Annotated in this window: 16 protein-coding genes; 11 read left to right on the top strand and 5 right to left on the bottom strand. The window is 61.8% G+C overall.

The window, feature by feature from the left end; genetic code table 11:
* Nucleotides 1-43: 43 nt before the first annotated feature.
* The 5 genes from H9532_RS04315 to H9532_RS04295 all read left to right on the top strand — a co-directional run bounded on the left by H9532_RS04315 (nt 44) and on the right by H9532_RS04295 (nt 9,553).
* Nucleotides 44-4,045, top strand: coding sequence for a magnesium chelatase subunit H (locus H9532_RS04315; RefSeq protein ID WP_296366016.1), 4,002 nt, complete (start codon nt 44-46; stop codon nt 4,043-4,045).
* Nucleotides 4,046-4,058: 13 nt separating this feature from the next.
* Nucleotides 4,059-4,316, top strand: a complete 258-nt coding sequence (locus H9532_RS04310; RefSeq protein ID WP_296366015.1) for a Nif11 family protein — start codon at nt 4,059-4,061, stop codon at nt 4,314-4,316.
* Between the two features lie 176 nt (nt 4,317-4,492).
* Nucleotides 4,493-5,719 (top strand): HlyD family efflux transporter periplasmic adaptor subunit, encoded by a 1,227-nt coding sequence (locus tag H9532_RS04305; protein WP_366664536.1) that lies wholly within the window; start codon nt 4,493-4,495, stop codon nt 5,717-5,719.
* 10 nt (nt 5,720-5,729) lie between these two features.
* Nucleotides 5,730-7,511 (top strand): cellulose synthase catalytic subunit, encoded by a 1,782-nt coding sequence (locus tag H9532_RS04300; RefSeq protein WP_366664535.1) that lies wholly within the window; start codon nt 5,730-5,732, stop codon nt 7,509-7,511.
* A 65-nt stretch (nt 7,512-7,576) separates the two neighbouring features.
* Nucleotides 7,577-9,553 (top strand): CHASE domain-containing protein, encoded by a 1,977-nt coding sequence (locus tag H9532_RS04295; RefSeq protein WP_296366013.1) that lies wholly within the window; start codon nt 7,577-7,579, stop codon nt 9,551-9,553.
* A gap of 7 nt (nt 9,554-9,560) precedes the next feature.
* On the opposite strand, the gene folP is transcribed toward H9532_RS04295, so the two are convergent.
* The 3 genes from folP to H9532_RS04280 are packed head-to-tail and all read right to left on the bottom strand — an operon-like array spanning nt 9,561 to nt 11,439.
* Entirely contained in the window at nt 9,561-10,430 is an 870-nt protein-coding gene (gene folP, locus H9532_RS04290) for a dihydropteroate synthase (protein WP_296366012.1), read from the bottom strand.
* Nucleotides 10,430-11,170 carry a triose-phosphate isomerase gene (tpiA, locus tag H9532_RS04285; RefSeq protein WP_296366629.1) on the bottom strand — a complete coding sequence of 247 codons (741 nt, stop codon included), beginning with the start codon at nt 11,168-11,170 and terminating at the stop codon, nt 10,430-10,432. Before tpiA ends, folP begins: the two co-directional genes overlap by 1 nt.
* Nucleotides 11,171-11,214: 44 nt before the next feature.
* Nucleotides 11,215-11,439: an RNA-binding S4 domain-containing protein gene (locus tag H9532_RS04280; RefSeq protein WP_296366011.1), complete on the bottom strand. Its 225-nt coding sequence runs from the start codon at nt 11,437-11,439 to the stop codon at nt 11,215-11,217.
* A 23-nt stretch (nt 11,440-11,462) separates the two neighbouring features.
* Here H9532_RS04280 and H9532_RS04275 point away from each other — a divergent pair, with 23 nt between their 5' ends.
* From H9532_RS04275 to H9532_RS04265, 3 genes are read left to right on the top strand one after another with little or no spacing between them, the layout of a single operon-like run.
* Entirely contained in the window at nt 11,463-13,199 is a 1,737-nt protein-coding gene (locus H9532_RS04275) for an ABC transporter ATP-binding protein (RefSeq protein ID WP_296366010.1), read from the top strand.
* A gap of 44 nt (nt 13,200-13,243) precedes the next feature.
* Nucleotides 13,244-13,636 (top strand): hypothetical protein, encoded by a 393-nt coding sequence (locus tag H9532_RS04270; RefSeq protein ID WP_296366009.1) that lies wholly within the window; start codon nt 13,244-13,246, stop codon nt 13,634-13,636.
* A 25-nt stretch (nt 13,637-13,661) separates the two neighbouring features.
* Nucleotides 13,662-13,889 (top strand): DUF6447 family protein, encoded by a 228-nt coding sequence (locus tag H9532_RS04265; protein WP_217795909.1) that lies wholly within the window; start codon nt 13,662-13,664, stop codon nt 13,887-13,889.
* Between the two features lie 24 nt (nt 13,890-13,913).
* Here the strand turns inward: H9532_RS04265 and cysK are convergent, their stop codons facing one another.
* A complete protein-coding gene (gene cysK / locus H9532_RS04260; protein ID WP_296366008.1) occupies nt 13,914-14,891 on the bottom strand; it encodes a cysteine synthase A in 978 nt (325 codons plus the stop codon).
* Between the two features lie 98 nt (nt 14,892-14,989).
* On the opposite strand from cysK, the gene H9532_RS04255 reads away from it, so the two are divergent.
* A complete protein-coding gene (locus H9532_RS04255) occupies nt 14,990-15,490 on the top strand; it encodes a DUF308 domain-containing protein (protein WP_296366007.1) in 501 nt (166 codons plus the stop codon).
* 9 nt (nt 15,491-15,499) lie between these two features.
* Here H9532_RS04255 and H9532_RS04250 read toward each other — a convergent pair whose 3' ends face one another.
* Nucleotides 15,500-15,751: a hypothetical protein gene (locus tag H9532_RS04250; protein WP_296366006.1), complete on the bottom strand. Its 252-nt coding sequence runs from the start codon at nt 15,749-15,751 to the stop codon at nt 15,500-15,502.
* 86 nt (nt 15,752-15,837) lie between these two features.
* Between H9532_RS04250 and H9532_RS04245 the strand changes: the two genes are divergently transcribed.
* Nucleotides 15,838-17,034, top strand: a complete 1,197-nt coding sequence (locus H9532_RS04245; RefSeq protein WP_296366005.1) for an FAD-dependent oxidoreductase — start codon at nt 15,838-15,840, stop codon at nt 17,032-17,034.
* A gap of 64 nt (nt 17,035-17,098) precedes the next feature.
* On the top strand, nt 17,099-17,491 hold a 393-nt coding region (locus tag H9532_RS04240; RefSeq protein WP_296366004.1), incomplete at its 3' end, for a hypothetical protein.

The following is a 17,491-nucleotide window of genomic DNA, read 5'->3' as shown; positions in this document are numbered from 1 at the left end:
CTTGGCCTACGTAGGCTCCTTCACATTGCTCAATCCAGCGCGCATGTTCACGCAGGTCCGCTCCGCCTCCCGCCGCGTCAGCCCCGGTGAGGTGAACGGCCGGGCCGTGATGAAGGCCGTATATGTGGTGCTGGAGCCGCAGTATCAGAACGCGCTCACCCAAGCCGCCACCTCGCTCAACGACCAGAACGGGCCTCTGGCGATCGATCTGTGCGGCTACCTGATCGAAGAGCTGCGCGATCCAGCCAACTACGCCGATTTCTGCGCCGATGTGGCCGAGGCCGATGTGTTCATCGCCTCGCTGATCTTCATCGAGGACTTGGCCCAGAAGGTGGTGGATGCCGTGGCACCCCACCGCGATCGCCTCAAGGCCGCAGTGGTGTTCCCCTCCATGCCGGAGGTGATGCGCCTCAACAAACTGGGCACCTTCTCCATGGCCCAGCTCGGCCAGAGCAAGAGCGCCATTGCCGGCTTCATGAAGAAGCGGAAGGAGGCCGGCGGCGCCGGTTTCCAGGACGCGATGTTGAAGCTGCTCAACACGCTGCCCACCGTTCTCAAGTATTTGCCGGTGGAGAAGGCACAGGACGCCCGCTCCTTCATGCTCAGCTTCCAGTACTGGCTGGGCGGCACTCCGGACAATCTCCGGAACTTCCTGCTGATGCTGGCGGATAAATACGTCTTCCCACGCTCGGCCGACGATCGCCCTGAGCTGCAGGTGGCCGATCCAGTGGTGTTCCCGGATCTAGGCATCTGGCACCCCTTGGCCCCCTCGATGTTTGAGGATCTCAAGGAGTACCTCAACTGGAACGCCAGCCGCAAAGACCTCCCCGAGAAAGCGCGCAAGGGCCCGGTGATCGGCCTAGTGCTGCAGCGCAGCCACATCGTCACCGGCGATGAAGCCCACTACGTGGCTGTGATCCAGGAAATGGAATATCGCGGTGCCACCGTGATTCCAGTGTTCTGCGGCGGGCTCGACTTCACCAAGCCGGTGAACGCCTTCTTCTACGACCCGATCAACCCCGACGTGCCGCTCGTCGATGGCGTGGTGTCGCTCACCGGCTTCGCCCTGGTGGGCGGCCCTGCCCGCCAAGACCACCCCAAGGCGATCGAGGTGCTGAAGAAGCTCAATCGCCCCTACATGGTTGCGCTGCCTCTGGTGTTCCAAACAACCCAGGAGTGGGAGGAGAGCGATCTCGGTCTGCACCCGGTGCAGGTGGCCCTGCAAATCGCCATCCCCGAACTCGATGGCGCCATCGAGCCGATCGTGCTCAGCGGCCGCGACGATGCCACCGGAAAGGCCCACACCCTCCAAGACCGCGTGGATGCCATCGCGGAGCGCGCGATCCGCTGGGCTTCGCTGCGGGTCAAGCCCCGCAGCGAGAAGAAGCTGGCGATCACCGTGTTCAGCTTCCCGCCCGACAAGGGGAACGTGGGCACCGCGGCCTACCTCGACGTCTTCGGCTCGATCTACCGGGTGCTCGAGGAGATGCGGGCCAAGGGCTACGAGGTGAAGGATCTGCCCGCCACGCCTAAAGCCCTGATGGAGGCGGTGCTGAAGGATCCCGAAGCGCTTGAAGGCTCACCAGAGCTGGCGATTGCCCACCGTATGAGCGTGGAGGAATACGAGCGCCTCACGCCGTATTCGGAGCGCCTTGAGGAGAACTGGGGCAAGCCGCCCGGCACCCTCAACACCGATGGCACCAACCTGCTGATCTTCGGCCGCCACTTCGGCAACGTGTTCGTTGGCGTACAGCCCACCTTTGGCTACGAGGGCGATCCGATGCGCCTGCTCTATTCCCGCAGCGCCAGCCCTCACCACGGCTTCGCCGCCTATTACACCTACCTCGAGAAGGTGTGGGGCGCCGATGCCGTGCTGCACTTCGGCACCCACGGCTCCCTGGAGTTCATGCCCGGCAAGCAGATGGGCATGAGCGAAACCTGCTACCCCGACTCCCTGATCGGGGCCCTGCCCAACCTCTACTACTACGCCGCTAACAACCCCTCGGAAGCCACCATCGCCAAGCGGCGCGGCTACGCCGAAACCATCTCCTACCTCACCCCGCCCGCTGAGAATGCCGGTCTCTACAAGGGTCTGAAGGAATTAGGCGAGCTGGTGGGCTCCTACCAGCAGCTGCGGGAAAGCTCTCGCGGCATTCAGATCGTGAATGCGGTGGTGGAAACAGCCCGCCAGTGCAATCTCGACAAAGACGTGCAGCTGCCCGAGGTGGATGGCTCCGAGCTGGATCTCGATGCGCGCGACGCCGTGATTGGCGCGGTCTACCGCCAGCTCATGGAGATCGAAAGCCGGCTGCTGCCCTGCGGCCTGCACACCATCGGCAAGCCCCCCACCGCCGAAGAAGCGATCGCCACCTTGGTGAACATCGCCGCCCTCGAGCGTGATGACGACGGACTCCGCTCCCTGCCCGCCCTGCTGGCCGAGAGCAAAGGCCGCACCATCACCGACGTGTATGCCGGCAACGACAACGGTGTGCTCGCCGATGTGGAACTGAACCGCGTCATCACCGAGACATCCCGCGCCGCCGTCGGCGCGATGGTGCAAGCCGTCACCGGCAGCGATGGGCGGGTCACCCTGCGGCGCAATTTCGCTTGGTTCTTCAACCTTCTCGAGCAGTTCGGTTTCAAGCTGCCCAGCCCCTGGCTGAGCGCCTGCCGCAGCGCTGGTTTCCCGGATGTCGACCAGGCCGAGCTCGACAAGCTGTTCGGTTATCTGCAGTTCTGCCTTGAGCAGGTTTGCGCGGATCTCGAAATGGAGAGCCTGCTCCGCGCTCTCGATGGCGAATACGTGCTGCCCGGCCCTGGCGGCGACCCGATCCGCAATCCGGGTGTGCTGCCCAGTGGCAAGAACCTGCACGCCCTTGATCCCCAGGCGATCCCCACCAAAGCCGCCATCGCAGCAGCCAAGGGTGTGGTCGACAAACTGATCGAGCGCCAAAAGCAGGAGCAGGGCACCTGGCCCGAGACCATTGCCTGCGTGCTCTGGGGCACCGACAACATCAAGACCTACGGCGAGTCGTTGGCTCAAATCCTCTGGTTCATCGGCGTGAAGCCTGTGCCCGATTCCCTGGGCCGGGTGAACAAGCTCGAGCTCCTCTCTCTCGAAGAGCTGGGGCGCCCCCGCATCGACGTGGTGGTGAACTGCAGTGGCGTGTTCCGCGACCTCTTCATCAACCAGATGGCCCTGATCGACCAGGGCGTGAAGATGGCCGCCGAGGCCGATGAGCCCCTGGAGATGAACTTCGTTCGCAAGCATGCGCAAGAGCAAGCGGAGAAGGAAGGCATCTCCTTACGTGACGCCGCCACTCGCGTGTTCTCCAACGCCAGCGGCAGCTACAGCTCCAACGTGAACCTTGCGGTGGAGAACAGCACCTGGGAGGAGGAGAACGAACTGCAGGAGATGTATCTCTCCCGCAAAACCTTTGCCTTCAACGCCGATAACCCCGGCGAGATGAACCAGAAACGCGAGGTGTTCGAATCGGTGATGAAGACCGCCGATGTGACCTTCCAGAACCTGGATTCCGCCGAGATCTCGCTCACCGATGTGAGCCACTACTTCGACAGCGATCCCACCAAGCTGATCCAGGGTCTGCGCGACGACGGCAAGGCGCCGGCGAGCTACATCGCCGACACCACCACCGCCAACTCCCAGGTGCGCTCACTGAGCGAAACGATCCGCCTCGATTCGCGCACCAAGCTGCTCAATCCCAAGTGGTACGAGGGCATGCTGAACTCAGGCTATGAGGGCGTGCGTGAAGTGGCCAAACGCCTCAACTTCACCCTGGGCTGGAGCGCCACCAGCGGCGCGGTTGACAACTTCGTGTACGAAGAAGCCAACGAAACCTTCATCAACGACCCCGAGATGCGAAAGCGGCTGATGGAGCTCAACCCCCACAGCTTCCGCCGCATCGTGGGCACGCTGCTCGAGGTGAACGGCCGCGGTTACTGGGAAACCTCCGATGAGAACATCCAGCAACTGCAGGAGATCTACCAGGAGATCGAAGACCGCATCGAGGGCGTGACCAACTAAGCCCCACAGGCGCATGACATCCGCTCAAGCCATGCGCCTCAAGCTGCTGCTGAAGGATGACCCCCTCCTTCAGCAGCAGCTTTTGCGTTGCAACAGCCCTGATGAGGTGATCGCTGTCGCCGCCAAGCTTCAGCTCGAGCTGAATATGGCCGATCTGCTGAGAATGGAAGCGCTGATGACCCTCACCCTCAACGATGAACAACTGGATGACTGGTACACCACGCCTTACTGGAAGCGTGTGCTGACCAGCCTCGGGGCCTTAACTCCGTAGTCCAAGAACGATTGTTTCAAAGCAGCACTCTGCAGCGTGGACAGGCTTGGATAGCCGCGTGCACTGTTGTTTGCGTGGAAACAGCAGCTCTGAAGGGCTGGTTCGAAGAGGTGAGCACCAAGCTTCCTGAGAAGCGATGGCGCCGACTAGCCGGTGGAGGACTCGTCGGGTTGATCGTGATCACGGGTGGCTCTGTGCTGCTCCGCAAACGCTCAATCGAGGCTTACACAACGGCCGATGTTGTGAGTGTGTATAGCCCGATTCAAGGAGTCGTCAAACAGCAGAGCCTCACGGCAGGTGAGCAATTCAGCGGTGGTGAGACGCTACTAGACATCCAGGCGAGCCGTAATGATGCGTCCAAGCTCGCCACGACAACGCTCAAACTTCGTCAAACCGAAGCCGAGCTGAATGCAGTCACCCAGGAGCTGCAACGGTATAAGCAGATCAATCTATCGCGACTTGAAAGCGAGGTGGATCGAGCCGAGCGCACGCTTCAAGACCTCCAGGCTCAGCAACAACGCTATGCAAGCCAGGCGAATCGCTATCGGGATCTGGTGAAGACTGGTGCCATGGATGAAGACACCCTGATCGGCTCCGAAATGATGGCGACCAGCTTGGCGCAGCGCGTTGGCAATCAACGCCAGGATCTGGAGAATCTGAAACTGGAGCTCCAATCAGCTAGGCAGGGAATCAATACGCTGATGGAAACGCCATGGCGATCGGCTCGACGGATGGAAATCATGGAAGTGGAGTTGAATCGCCTAGCCAGCCGTCGCAAAGAACTACTGGATCAACGCAACCAACTCCAACAAGAGGTGACCGCAGCTCAAAAACGCTCGACCTTCATTTACAGGCCCCAGTTCCCCGGAATGATTCTCACCAGTCGAACCAGCGTGGGGGATGAAGTGAATGACGGCAACCTCCTGCTCACAGCAGTGAACTGCAACAAACTAAGGGTGGAGGCATTATTTGAAGCGAGCAAACTCAAAGATCTGAGGCTCGGCCAAGACGTGCGGATTGAGTGGCCTCTGAGCGGCCGAACCGGTACAGGAAAAATTGTGAGCCTTCGCGGCGAACAAAGCCTGAATGGACTGGACAGCATTGGTGCTGCGAAATTCAGACCCGCCCACGCTGATCGCAGTCGGGTGTTGATCGAACTCAACCCCAACGACCTGAAGGCTCAGCAATGCCGGTTGGGGAACGAGTCCGCGTTGATCTCTAAGTTGAATGGGCCTGGAGATCGCGTTCTTAGCTCTGGCCATCCCCACAGCGCTGGCGCTGTTGCTGCCTGCAGGCAACAAGCGTCGCGTTCTGCTCGTCCTGGTGATCGCCCTGTTCACAGGTCGCTATGTGAGTTGGAGGATTGGCAATTTTCCATTCGATTCCTTCTTCACGAGCCCTGAGGGTTGGTGGATGGCCGCCGTTCTGGTAGTGGAGATGCTGGCGATCCTGGAATACATCCAGTTCCTCGTCACCATCACCTGGCTCACCGACCGACGCGCAGAGGCGGATACGGCAGAGCAACGCCTGCGCGAGCGCTATAAGCGGGAGGGAGCGGAAGCCATTCCCAGCGTGGATGTGCTGATCCCGTCCTATAACGAAGGCCCCGAGGTGGTCACCAAAACCATCCTGGCCGCCCTTCAGCTCGACTACCCCCGTTTCAAGGTCTACGTGCTGGATGACGGCCAGAGGCCCTGGCTGCGACAGTTTTGTGAGCGAGTGGGAGCCCACCACATCATCCGATCGGATCGCAAGGGCGCCAAAGCAGGCAACATCAACCACGCGCTGAACATCATCGATGGAGACCTCAATCTCCTGCTCGATGCCGATTTCATCCCTTATCAAAACTGCCTCTGGCGCTTAGCTGGTTTTTTCGACGATCCAGCGATTGCCACCGTTCAAACGCCTCAGAACTTCTACAACCCCGATGCGATTCAACACAATTTGAACATCAGCGGGAGTTGGGGCTGTGAACAGGCCTTCTTCTTCCAGATCATCATGCCAGGGCGCGATGCCGTTGGTGCGGCCTTCTGCTGCGGGAGCTGCTGCATGCATCGCAATGCAGCGCTGAGAGCCGTCGGAGGATTTCCAACCACATCGATCACAGAAGATATCCTCTTAACCGTGTCGTTTGTGAAGCGCGGCTGGAAAACCATTTATCTCCGGGAAGCCACAACCATGGGACTGGCTGCGGAGACGATGGAATCATTTTTTGTACAGCGCAAGCGCTGGGGCCGTGGCAATATCCAGGTGGGATACATCATTGCGCAGGAAAAAGGGCTAAGCCTGATCAACAAAATCCTCTTCTTCCCCTTCTACTGGATGATTCAGCACGGATCACGCATCTTTTTTCAGCTGATCCCCTTAATCTTTTTCATGACAGGTGTTGGGCCATTGCCAGCTACCAAGGGGCAAGAGATCCTTGATTTTCAATTGCCGTTCATCCTGGCTGTGAGCAGCTGCATGTTCATCTTGATGCGGCCGTTCTACCTACCAATCTTCACCGAAGCGATGAGCCTATTCAGCGCCTTTGCCCTGCTGCCGGAATTGCTGCAGTCATTAGTGAGACCCTACAGCAAGGGTTTCAGTGTGACTCCCAAAGGCACAGCCAACTCGGATCTGACACAGGCCCTCTTTAAACAAACCTTTTTACCCAGCTGCGCGCTCCTTATTTTGAATGTCGTAGTGCTTCTCCAGATTATTTTCGACCTCAGCAGCGCACCCAACAGCGTGGGATGGCAGCTGGCACTGTATGGAGTGATCTGGTGTGCGATCAATATCACTCTGCTGGTGATGTGCGTGTTGATGTCTCAGGAGCGACCGCAGCCAAGGCAAGAACACCGCATCAACGTGCAACGACCGGCACGAATGATCACCACGACAGGAACCATCATTGAGGGGCTCCTGGATGATCTCTCGATGAGCGGAGCACGCTTTACCGCCCATCGCGACCCTCATCGGGCACAAGAAGACTGCGCCAGCCTTGAACTAGCCACAGGACTTCAGGTGCCGATTCAGGCACTCTGGAGCAACCACCGCAACGACTGGGTGATGAGCTTTGCTGATCTCAGCCTGGAACAGCAAAAAGGGCTCATTGGGTATGCTTTCAGTGGAGAATTTGAATCAGCAGAACAACCCCAGAGAGTTCAGTTGAGACGCACCTTCCAACAACTCTGGCGAGATGTGATCGGATAAGCCCTGAAAGCGTGGGCAAATCAGGGGAACAGTCCTAGATTGACCATGAGGGACTGGTTCTTGCCATGCGACTCCCAGTCTTCCTGAGCAGGATCCTCAACCTGAAGGCGCTGCCCTGGGTCGTGCTGGGCTCTGGACTGCTAACCACGGCATTGTGGTGCTCCAGCCAGCTCAAGACCAATCAGCTGGAACACGAGCGCCTGGAGCTGGCCCTGGGCCGTGAGATCACGCAGGCCATCACCACGCGCCTGCAAACCAACAGCGCCATTCTTGATTCCGTCGTAGGGCTATTCAATGCCTCCAGCGAGGTCAGCCGAAAGGAATTTTCCATCTTTTACCAAACGCTAAGCAGTGGAGGCACCACCCTGAAAGGCATTCAGGGTCTTGGGTATGCGGCTGTTGTACCGAACAACAATCGTTCAGCCTTTGAGAAGACCATCAGGGCAGATGGCCTGCCCGACTTTGCAATCAAACCACCTGGCGTTCGCGCACTCACAACCGCCATCATCTATCTCGAGCCCAATGACTGGCGCAATCAACGCGCTCTGGGCTTCGACATGTATTCACAGGTGACGCGGCGGGAAGCGATGCAGTTGGCCGCATCCAATGGCGAACCTGCCCTGAGCGGACCAGTGCGATTGCTTCAAGAAACAGCCCTACGTCCCCAGGTGGGTGCCTTGCTGTATCAAGCGATCTACAGAGAACCAAACACGGGTTTCACTTCGCCGCAGGATCGCTTGCGACGGCTACTGGGATGGGCGTACTCACCACTCCGGATGGATGATCTGATCCAGGGGGCGCTTGCAACCGTGAGCCATCCAGCGCTGCAGGGATCTGGGGTGTTGATCTATGACACCAATCGCAAGAACCCGGATAACCTACTGTTTGACAATTTAGATCTAGCCAACAGTGATCGACTCAGCCACCCCACTTGGCGTGATGTGACGATCGCCAATCGAACCTGGCAAATCGGCATTCAGCTCGATAGCCGGTTTATCGGTGCCGGCGGCTGGACTCAAAGCCTTGCGCTGCAAGCCTTCTTGGGAGTCAGCCTCAGTTTCTTGGCCGGCTTGATCAGCCAAGGGTTGTTGAACAACCATTTGGTTCTGCGACAATCGCTGGCCCGTGAGCTGGAAGCCTCCAAAGAACGTGCTCTCGCGGGGACTGTGTTCGACAGCAGCCCCATTGGCATTGTGGTCACCGATGCCAGCGGCATGATCCTGCAAGTGAATGCAGCGTTTAGCCAGTTAAGTGGCTATTCAGAACTGGAAGCGCGAGGTCAGAAAACAAATCTATTGCGATCAGGGCGCCATGAGAATAGTTTTTACGAACAGATGTGGTGTGCCATTATCCAAAAGGGATATTGGAATGGCGAAATCTGGAACCGGCATCGCAATGGACAGGTGATGCGCCATGAACTCGCCATCACAGCCGTGTTAGATCAGCAACAACAGATTACCAATTTTGTTGGACTCCTACGTGATGTGAGTGAGCGCTACAGCCAGCAAGAGCAAATGCGCTACTTGGCCACCCATGATCCACTCACGGGGCTGGCCAACCGTGCTCTCTTGATCGAAGAATTGAATCTCAGCCTGGCTTTGGCCAAACGCCAGGGGCATGGGGTTGGCCTTCTCTTTTTGGATCTCGATGCGTTCAAACCGGTCAACGACCGGTACGGCCATGGCACAGGCGATGTGCTGCTCCAAGCAGTGGGCCATCGATTGAAGGGTTGTGTGCGTGAAAGTGACACCGTCTGCCGCCAAGGTGGTGATGAATTTGTACTGTTGATTCCAGATGCCCCATCCCTGGAGCAACTTCAACTGATTGCCAGCAAGCTGAACCAAGCGCTTCAACAGCCCTTCGACGACCAGCCCGAACTCCCCGAGGGGATCCTAATCAGCGCCAGCATCGGCGTGGCGCGCTGGCCAGATCACGCCAACGATGCCGATGGCCTCCTGGAAGCAGCCGATACCGCCATGTATCGCGCCAAACAGATGGAGGAGCCGCGGATCGCGACCGCGCCGGCGCCGATCAGCAGCTAGCGGAACCTCAACGCCACAGCGCATCCGCCATCCGCGCCACCTGCACGATCGGGCCGCCATCGTGCACGCGCACCACATCCACACCCGCTGAGACGCACTGCGCCACCACCGCTGCGGTGCCCCACAACCGGGCCTTAGCCCGTGGCTCGTTGAGCACCGCTCCGATAAAGCGCTTGCGCGAGGGGCCCACCAGCAGCGGAATGCCCTCCTCACGCAACCGCGGCAAGCCGCGCAGCAGCTCGAGGTTCTGCTCGGTGGTTTTGGCGAAGCCGAGGCCGGGATCCCAGATCAGCTGCTCACGTTGCAGGCCGGCCGCGATGGCGCGCTCACTGGTGTGTTGCAGCTCCCGGAGCACCCCATCCACCACCCCGGCTGCGCCGTACTCCGTCAGGCCGTCCATGCTCTGGCTGTCGCCGCGGGAGTGCATCAGCACATAGGGGCATCCGGCCTGAGCCACCAGGGGCAGGATCGCCGGATCACGGCGGCCACCGCTCACATCGTTGATCCAGTCGGCTCCAGCCGCCAGTGCCGCTTCGGCCACGGGAGCACGGAAGGTGTCCACCGAAATCAGGGGGGACTGAGGCGCCTGTTGCGCACCCGCCGCAGGGCAGAGCAACTCACCGGCTGCAATCGCCTCACGGATCAGCTTCAGGGCTGGCAGCAACCGTTGCTGCTCAACCACAGCACCCACATCGTCAGCTCCTGGGCGGGTGCTCTGGGCACCGAGATCCAGGATCTCCACCCCTTGGGCCACAAGCCGGCGGGCTTGAGCCAAGGCACGCTCGGGCCGATCGAACTGACCGCCATCACTAAAGGAATCGGGGGTGACATTGATCACCCCCATCACATGGGTGCGCTGACCCCAGCGCCAGGCCATCAAGCGGCGACAGGAACCTGGTAGTTGGCGATGCGAGCAAAGCCTTCGGGATCCAGCGAAGCGCCGCCCACCAGCACGCCGTCGATATCGCTCTGGGCCATCAGCTGGTCGATGGTGGCGGGGTTCACCGAGCCGCCGTACTGAATCACCACCTCGGGGTAGCCCACCCACTCACGAATCAAACCGCAGATGCGGTTGGCTTCCGCAGCTTCACAGGTCTTGCCGGTGCCGATCGCCCAGATCGGTTCATAGGCCACGATCAAGCGAGCGGGATCGAGGCCATCCACCCCCTGCTCCACCTGACGGCGAATCACGCGCTCAGCCTCACCGGCCTCCCTCTGGGAATCGCTCTCACCCACGCAGAGGATCGGGATGATGCCGTGCTTCTGGGCGCTTCGGGCGCGCAGGTTGATCTGCTCGTCGGTCTCGCTGTAGTACTTGCGCGGTTCGCTGTGGCCCACGATCGCGTGAGTGACGCCGTGCTCCAGGAGCATCGGGGCCGAGATCATCCCGGTGAAGGCACCCTTCTCCTGCCAGTGGATGTTCTGGGCGGAGATGTGGATGCCGCTGCCGGCCAGGGCACTGCTCAGGGTGGCGATGGCCGTGAACGGCGGTGCCAAGACCACTTCGCGATCTTTGGGGAGGTTGGCCACCAGGGGCTTGAAGGCGTCGGCAAAGGCCTGCGCTTCGGCGCAGGTCATGTGCATCTTCCAGTTGCCTGCGATGACGGCCTTACCCACAGCGTCCTGAACGAATCGACCCACCAACCTAGAGGCTGCCCGGTTCAGGCCTGATTGGTCGTGTCCTGCGGCACCAGATGGGTCTGACCGTCGATCTCGACGCGATCGCCGGGTTTGAGCTTGCGGCCCCGCTGCGTTTCCTGAAAGCCATTCACCCGCACCTCACCGCCCTGGATGCGCTGTTTGGCCTCGCCGCCGGTGAAGACCAGCCCCTGCCATTTGAGGAATTGATCCAGGCGAATCGGCTCAGGTGCGGGGGAGGTCGCCAAAAAAGCGCTGATAGCTTGCCCTGATGCTCGCACCCCCTTCGGCCGGCTTCCGGCGGCTCCTGCCGCTGCTGATGCCCTACCGCTCCGCACTCCTGGCCGGTGGGGTGTGCATGCTCGTGTTTGTGGCCTGTTGGCCGCTGCTGGCCTGGTTGGCGGGCCAACTGATCCCGGCGATCGGCGCCGGTGATTTCGGCCGGGTGCTGCAGGTGATCGGCCTAGCCCTCACGATGTTCATGCTGCAGAAGCTGGCCCAGTTCGGCCAAGACACCCTGCTGGCGGGCCCAGCCCTGCAGGTGAGCCAGGAGCTGCGCCGCCGCCTGTTCGCGCGCCTGCAGAAGCTCGATTTCGGCGTGCTGGAGAAGCTCTCCGCCGGCGATCTCACCTATCGCCTCACCGAAGACGCCGACCGCGTCGGCGAGGTGATCTACAAAACGATCCAAGACACCACCCCTTCAGCTCTGCAGCTGGTGGTGGTGTTTGGCTACATGGTGTGGCTCGACTGGAAGCTGTCGCTGGGCACCCTGCTGCTGGCGCCGCTGGTGGCGGTGTTGGTGAGTGTGTTCGGTGCCAAGGTGATGGGAGCGGCCGAGAAAAGCCAGAAGCAGGTGAGCGAGCTGGCCTCCTTGCTCGGTGAGGCCATCGGCGGGCTGCCGCTGGTGCGCGCCTTTGCCGCCGAACCCTGGTTGCAGCAGCGCTTCGAAACGGAGATCGATCTGCACCGCCGCGCCCGCTACCGCACCCAGCGGCTGCTGGCGCTGCAATATCCGGTAGTGGGCTTCCTGGAAGCGGCAGGGATCCTGGCGGTGCTCCTGATGGGCGCAGCCCGGATCCAGAGTGGCGACCTCAACGGCCAGGGCTTCAGCAGCTATGTGGCGGCCCTGTTTATGCTGATCGATCCGATCAGCCACCTCACCACCAACTTCAACGAGTTCCAGCAGGGGCAGGCCTCACTGCGGCGCCTGCGCGAGATCGAGCAGCAGGCGATCGAACCACCCGACAAGCCCCATGCCCTGGCCCTCGAGCACGTGGCCGGTGAACTCACCCTCGAGCAGGTGAGCTTCAGCTACGAACCCGAGCAGCCGGTGCTGCGCAACCTCAGCCTGCGGGTGAAACCCGGCCAGGTGGTGGCCTTGGTGGGACCCTCCGGCGCCGGCAAGAGCACCCTGTTTTCACTGCTGTTGCGCTTCAACACGGCCCAGAGCGGCCGGGTGCTGCTCGATGGGTGCGATCTGGGCGATCTCAAGGCCAGTGAATTGCGCAAGGCCGTGGCGCTGGTGCCCCAGCAGAGCGCCGTGTTCTCCGGCACCGTGGCCGAGGCGATCGCCTTTGGCCGGCCCGCCACGCTCGAGCAGATCCGCGCCGCTGCCCGCCTCGCCAATGCCGACGGCTTCATCGAAGCGATGCCCGGCGGCTACCAAGCACGGGTGGAAGAGCGTGGCAGCAACTTCTCCGGTGGCCAGCTGCAACGGCTCGCCATCGCCCGGGCGGTGCTCGGCGATCCGGCGGTGTTGCTGCTCGATGAAGCCACCAGCGCCCTCGACGCCGAATCTGAGGAAGCCGTGCAGCGGGGCCTGGATCAGGCCATGGCGGGGCGCACCGTGCTGGTCATCGCCCACCGCCTGTCCACGGTGCAGGAAGCCGATTCGATCGTGGTGCTCGAGCACGGCCAGATCGTGGATCAGGGCAACCACGACCTCTTGATCAGCCGCCCCGGCCGCTACCGCGACCTCTGCGAGCGCCAGCTGATCCGCGGGGCGTGATCGCCACCTGAAACGTTCCTAACTTGGGGGGCATGGCTACATCCATGCCCCTCTGGGAGTACCGCGTGGTTCACATCAATGTGGACAGCACGCCAGAGTCAGGCTCATCCAAAGGCGATTCATCCACCGATACGAAACCCAACGCGCCGGCCTCACCCCAGCAGGCAAGCGAACACCTGCATGGGGTTTTGAGCCCCAGCTCCATCGCCCGCGAATTCCCTCAGCACTACAGCGGCAGCACTGGCGCCAAACCCAAAGGCACCCATCCGGCGGAGCAGTTGCAGCAATTTCTGAACCAGCTGGGTCGCGATGGCTGGGAGATGACCACCACCGCCCAGGTGGGGCCAGTGCTGATGTTCTTCTTCAAGCGACCGGTTCGTGCCCTTCCCAAACTGATCGCCTCGTCGGAGCAAGACGACACACTCAAAGCCCCATAAGCTGGCGACGACTGACACCTGTCTTGTGACCGACTCCGCCGCCCAGCAGCCCCCCGTGCTCACCTTCGAGGGCAAGCGCTACGACCTCAACGCCCTGCCTGACGACCTCAAGGAACTGGTGCGCGGCATGCAGGTGGCTGATGCCCAGCTGCGCATGCATGAAGACACCCTGAAGGTGCTGGCCGTGGGTCGTCAGTCGATGGCGATGCAACTCAACGAGCGCCTCAAGGGCGTCACCCCTCTGGCCGACTGAGCCAACTGGGCATAAGGGCCCGCCTCAGACCGGCAGGCCCCGCTCGTTGAAGATTCCTTCAAACAGCACGGAACTGAGGTAGCGCTCGCCTGAATCAGGCAGCACCACCACGATGGTTTTGCCGGCCATCGCGGGTTCCTGGGCCAAGCGCAGCGCCGCCACGGTGGCTGCCCCGCAGCTGATGCCGGCGAGGATGCCCTCCTCGCGAGCCAAGCGGCGAGCCATCGCCACCGCCTCGTCATCGCTCACCTGTTCAACCCGGTCCACCAGGTCGAGATCGAGGTTGCCGGGCACAAAGCCGGCGCCGATGCCCTGAATCTTGTGGGGGCCGGGCTGCAGGGGTGCTCCGGCTTTGGTCTGGCTGATCACCGGGCTATTGCAGGGTTCCACCGCCACGCTCAGCAGCGGCTTGCCGAGGGTGGATTTGATGTAACGGCTCACGCCGGTGATCGTGCCGCCAGTGCCCACGCCCGACACCAGCGCATCCACCTGACCATCCGTGTCGTTCCAGATCTCAGGGCCGGTGGTGTCGTGATGGATCTGCGGATTGGCGGGATTCACGAACTGCTGCAGCAGCACCCAGCGATCGGGATCGCTGGCGGCTATCTCTTTGGCGCGATTCACGGCGCCGGTCATGCCGAGGCGGCCTTCCGTGAGCTCGAGGTGGGCGCCGAACGCGGTGAGCAGTTTGCGCCGCTCCAGGCTCATCGTTTCGGGCATGGTGAGCGTGAGCGGAATGCCCTTGCTCGCGGCCACAAAGGCCAGGGCGATCCCGGTGTTGCCGCTGGTTGGTTCAATCAGCGCCTTGCCGGGGCCCAGCAACCCTTCGCGCTCAGCCGCCGCCACCATCGCAGCGCCGATGCGGCACTTCACCGAATAGGCGGGATTGCGTCCCTCAATCTTGGCCAACACCCGCGCTCCGCAGCCCTCGCTGAGGCGGTTGAGCTGCACCAGAGGTGTCCGGCCGATGGTGAGGCTGTTATCGCTGAAGATCGCGGCCATCGATCGGCGGGTGAACACAGACAGTGCCCGCACACTAATGAGGGCTCGGGCGGGCGGGCAAAACCCACCTAACCTGTTGCGTTCCAGCCTTCTCCCCGGTGAATCCCACAACCCTTCGGCGCATCACGGCCGTTCTGCTGTTCCTGGCGGCCGCTGCTTCGATCGCACTGCCCTTCCTCTCCGCCACAGCGCTCACCTTAAGCATCGGCGTGATCGCGGCCGTCGCGGGTGTGACCCAATTGCTGCGTCTGGGCCAGGCCGAAGGCACCAAAGGCAAGATCTTCCGCGCCCTGTCCGGCATCTTTTACGTCGTGGCCGGCATCTGGGTGGTGGCTTACCCGATCGAAAGCGAGATCAGCCTCACCTTGTTTGTGGGTCTGCTGCTGATCTTCGAAGGCGTGATGGAACTGGCAGCGGCTGCAGCCAGCCAGGGCGAAGCCCGCGGCCTGGTGCTGATGGATGGTGTGGTCACGGCGATCCTTGGTGGCCTGCTGGTGGCGGAGTGGCCGAGTGACAGCCTCTGGGCTGTGGGCACCCTCTTCGGGATCTCGATGTTCTTCAGCGGCTTCCGCCTGCTCACCGCCCCTGCCGAGGCCTGAGCCTCAAGCTCACTCCAGCTTCACCACATCCACGGGTTCGCCGAACACGCTCGCCAAATCGCGAGCGACAGCAACGGCGCGCTCGTGGGTGTGAAACATCCAGGCCCGATGGGGATCCGGCACTGTTTCGATCCGTTCGTTACGGGCCGCGATCCCCAAAAACTGCGCATCCCCACCGCCGCGCAGCACATAGCGCTCCGGCTGAGAACCTTCGCCGCAGCGATGGGGATCAATCCAGGGCCTCCAGAACTTGAGAGACATCGCGTGGTGAGACTCAGCTGTACCCCCGCTCTAGCCACGCGGGCCCGCGACCACCAACAGTTTCATCCCCAGCTGCAGACCGCTTGATGAACCGGTTCGTGGTGGTGGGAGCAGGGCCTGCCGGGTTGACCCTTGCACTTCAACTGGCTCGCGCTGGCCATCACGTGGCGCTGGTGGAGGCCAGCCGGCAGTTCAGCCGCCAATTTCGCGGCGATGCGCTGATGCCCTGCGGCCAGGAGGCCATCGCGCGCATGGGGTTGAGCGCTCTGCTGGAGCGGCTACCCCAGCGGCCCCTGGAGGGCTGGAGCGTGTGGGTAAACAAGCGGCAGCTGTTCGCCGTGAGTGAACCCATGCAATCGCTGCAACCCTGCCGGTTGGTGCAGCAGCGCTTGCTGCTGGAGGCCCTTCTGGAAGAAGCCGTCCAGGAACCGCTGCTGCAATGGCATCCGGGCGTAGCCGTGCGCGGGCTGAGGCGAAGGGGCGAGCGCATCAGCGGGGTTGAGCTGGCGGGGGGGGGCTGCCTGGAGGGCGACCTGGTGCTGGGCTGCGATGGCCGCCAATCGCTGCTGCGCCGCGAAGCCGGGATCCAACTGCTCGAGCGCGGCCAAGGCTTGGAGTTGCTCTGGTTTGAGCTGCCTGACCCCCTCCCCGCAGATCTTGATGGCGGCTTCAGCACCCATCTGGCCGGCGGGGCCATCGGCAGTGCCTGTGTGGGCGCCAGCGGCAACTTGCAGCTGGCCTGGTTGCTTGAAAGGGGCGAAGCGACGCCGCAACGCAGCCGCGAGCAATGGGCGCAGGCGCTAGCTGGATTGCTGCCACCGCAGCTGGCCAATCTGGTGCGGCAACGCTGCGGGGAGCTGCAGGGGCCGCTGAAGGTCTCGGTGCAGGTGGGACTGGCCCGCAGCTGGCGACAACCAGGCCTACTCCTGCTCGGGGATGCAGCGCACCCGATGAGTCCGGTGCGGGCCCAGGGGATCAACCTGGCGCTGCGTGACAGCCTGGTGGCCGCCCATTGGCTGGGCCGCGCCAAGACTGATCAACTGGACGCGGCCGCTGCGGCCGTGGAGCGGCAGCGCCTGCCGGAGATCAGACGCATGCAGGCTCTGCAGAGCGCTGAGGCTCGCCAGGGACATCTCATTGGACACTCGCCACTGCTTCGCGCCACGCTGAGCAGAACAGCCGCCATCGCTGGACCGTTGGCAAAGCAGGTGTGGATGGCACGCCAGGGGCCGATGCGCGAAGGGCTGGCTGAAGCGATTCCCAGCGCCAGGATCACGCCTTGATGCGAAGCGTGTTGGGATCAGTTTGGCCCGCTAGAACGATCACAACAACGCCGCATCTGAGGGCATGTCCGGAACGACCGAGCTGATCTACACGGGCAATCTCAACCAAGACGGCTATGGGCCCATTGAGGTCTATGTGAATCTCGGCTATGAGCCCTATCCAGACAATTTCAACCCCCTTCCTGATTCAGCCTTTGAGAGCTATGTGCCCGACCCTGGCTACAGCTTGAATACGGGCCTGCGCACACCTCTGTTCACCGGCAAATTTCTGGGTAGCCCTCTGCTGCCCGATGGCGAATACACCTACATCACGGACAGCCACGGTTACACCTGGCTGTACAACACCGTGAACACAATGGCCATTGAGCCATTCAACCCAGACGACTACGAGCTTGGGGTCACCCGCAGGGCTGATTCAAAGTGTGTCACAGGCACTCTTGCCGGGGTTGCGCGCATG

Origin of the sequence: Vulcanococcus sp. Clear-D1, from assembly GCF_014654725.1 — a bacterium.
Taxonomy (GTDB): domain Bacteria; phylum Cyanobacteriota; class Cyanobacteriia; order PCC-6307; family Cyanobiaceae; genus Vulcanococcus.
The sequence above is the reverse complement of the archived record's forward strand: the minus strand, read 5'-3'. Positions and strand labels throughout refer to the sequence as shown.

Bases quoted from the DNA above. Each gene is read 5' to 3' on its own strand.
- H9532_RS04315 (WP_296366016.1), top strand. From the start codon at position 44: ATGTTCACGCAGGTCCGCTCCGCCTCCCGCCGCGTCAGCCCCGGTGAG.
- H9532_RS04310 (WP_296366015.1), top strand. From the start codon at position 4,059: ATGACATCCGCTCAAGCCATGCGCCTCAAGCTGCTGCTGAAGGATGAC.
- H9532_RS04300 (WP_366664535.1), top strand. From the start codon at position 5,730: ATGGCCGCCGTTCTGGTAGTGGAGATGCTGGCGATCCTGGAATACATC.
- H9532_RS04295 (WP_296366013.1), top strand. From the start codon at position 7,577: ATGCGACTCCCAGTCTTCCTGAGCAGGATCCTCAACCTGAAGGCGCTG.
- folP (WP_296366012.1), bottom strand. From the start codon at position 10,430: ATGGCCTGGCGCTGGGGTCAGCGCACCCATGTGATGGGGGTGATCAAT.
- H9532_RS04275 (WP_296366010.1), top strand. From the start codon at position 11,463: ATGCTCGCACCCCCTTCGGCCGGCTTCCGGCGGCTCCTGCCGCTGCTG.
- H9532_RS04270 (WP_296366009.1), top strand. From the start codon at position 13,244: ATGCCCCTCTGGGAGTACCGCGTGGTTCACATCAATGTGGACAGCACG.
- cysK (WP_296366008.1), bottom strand. From the start codon at position 14,891: ATGGCCGCGATCTTCAGCGATAACAGCCTCACCATCGGCCGGACACCT.
- H9532_RS04250 (WP_296366006.1), bottom strand. From the start codon at position 15,751: ATGTCTCTCAAGTTCTGGAGGCCCTGGATTGATCCCCATCGCTGCGGC.
- H9532_RS04245 (WP_296366005.1), top strand. From the start codon at position 15,838: ATGAACCGGTTCGTGGTGGTGGGAGCAGGGCCTGCCGGGTTGACCCTT.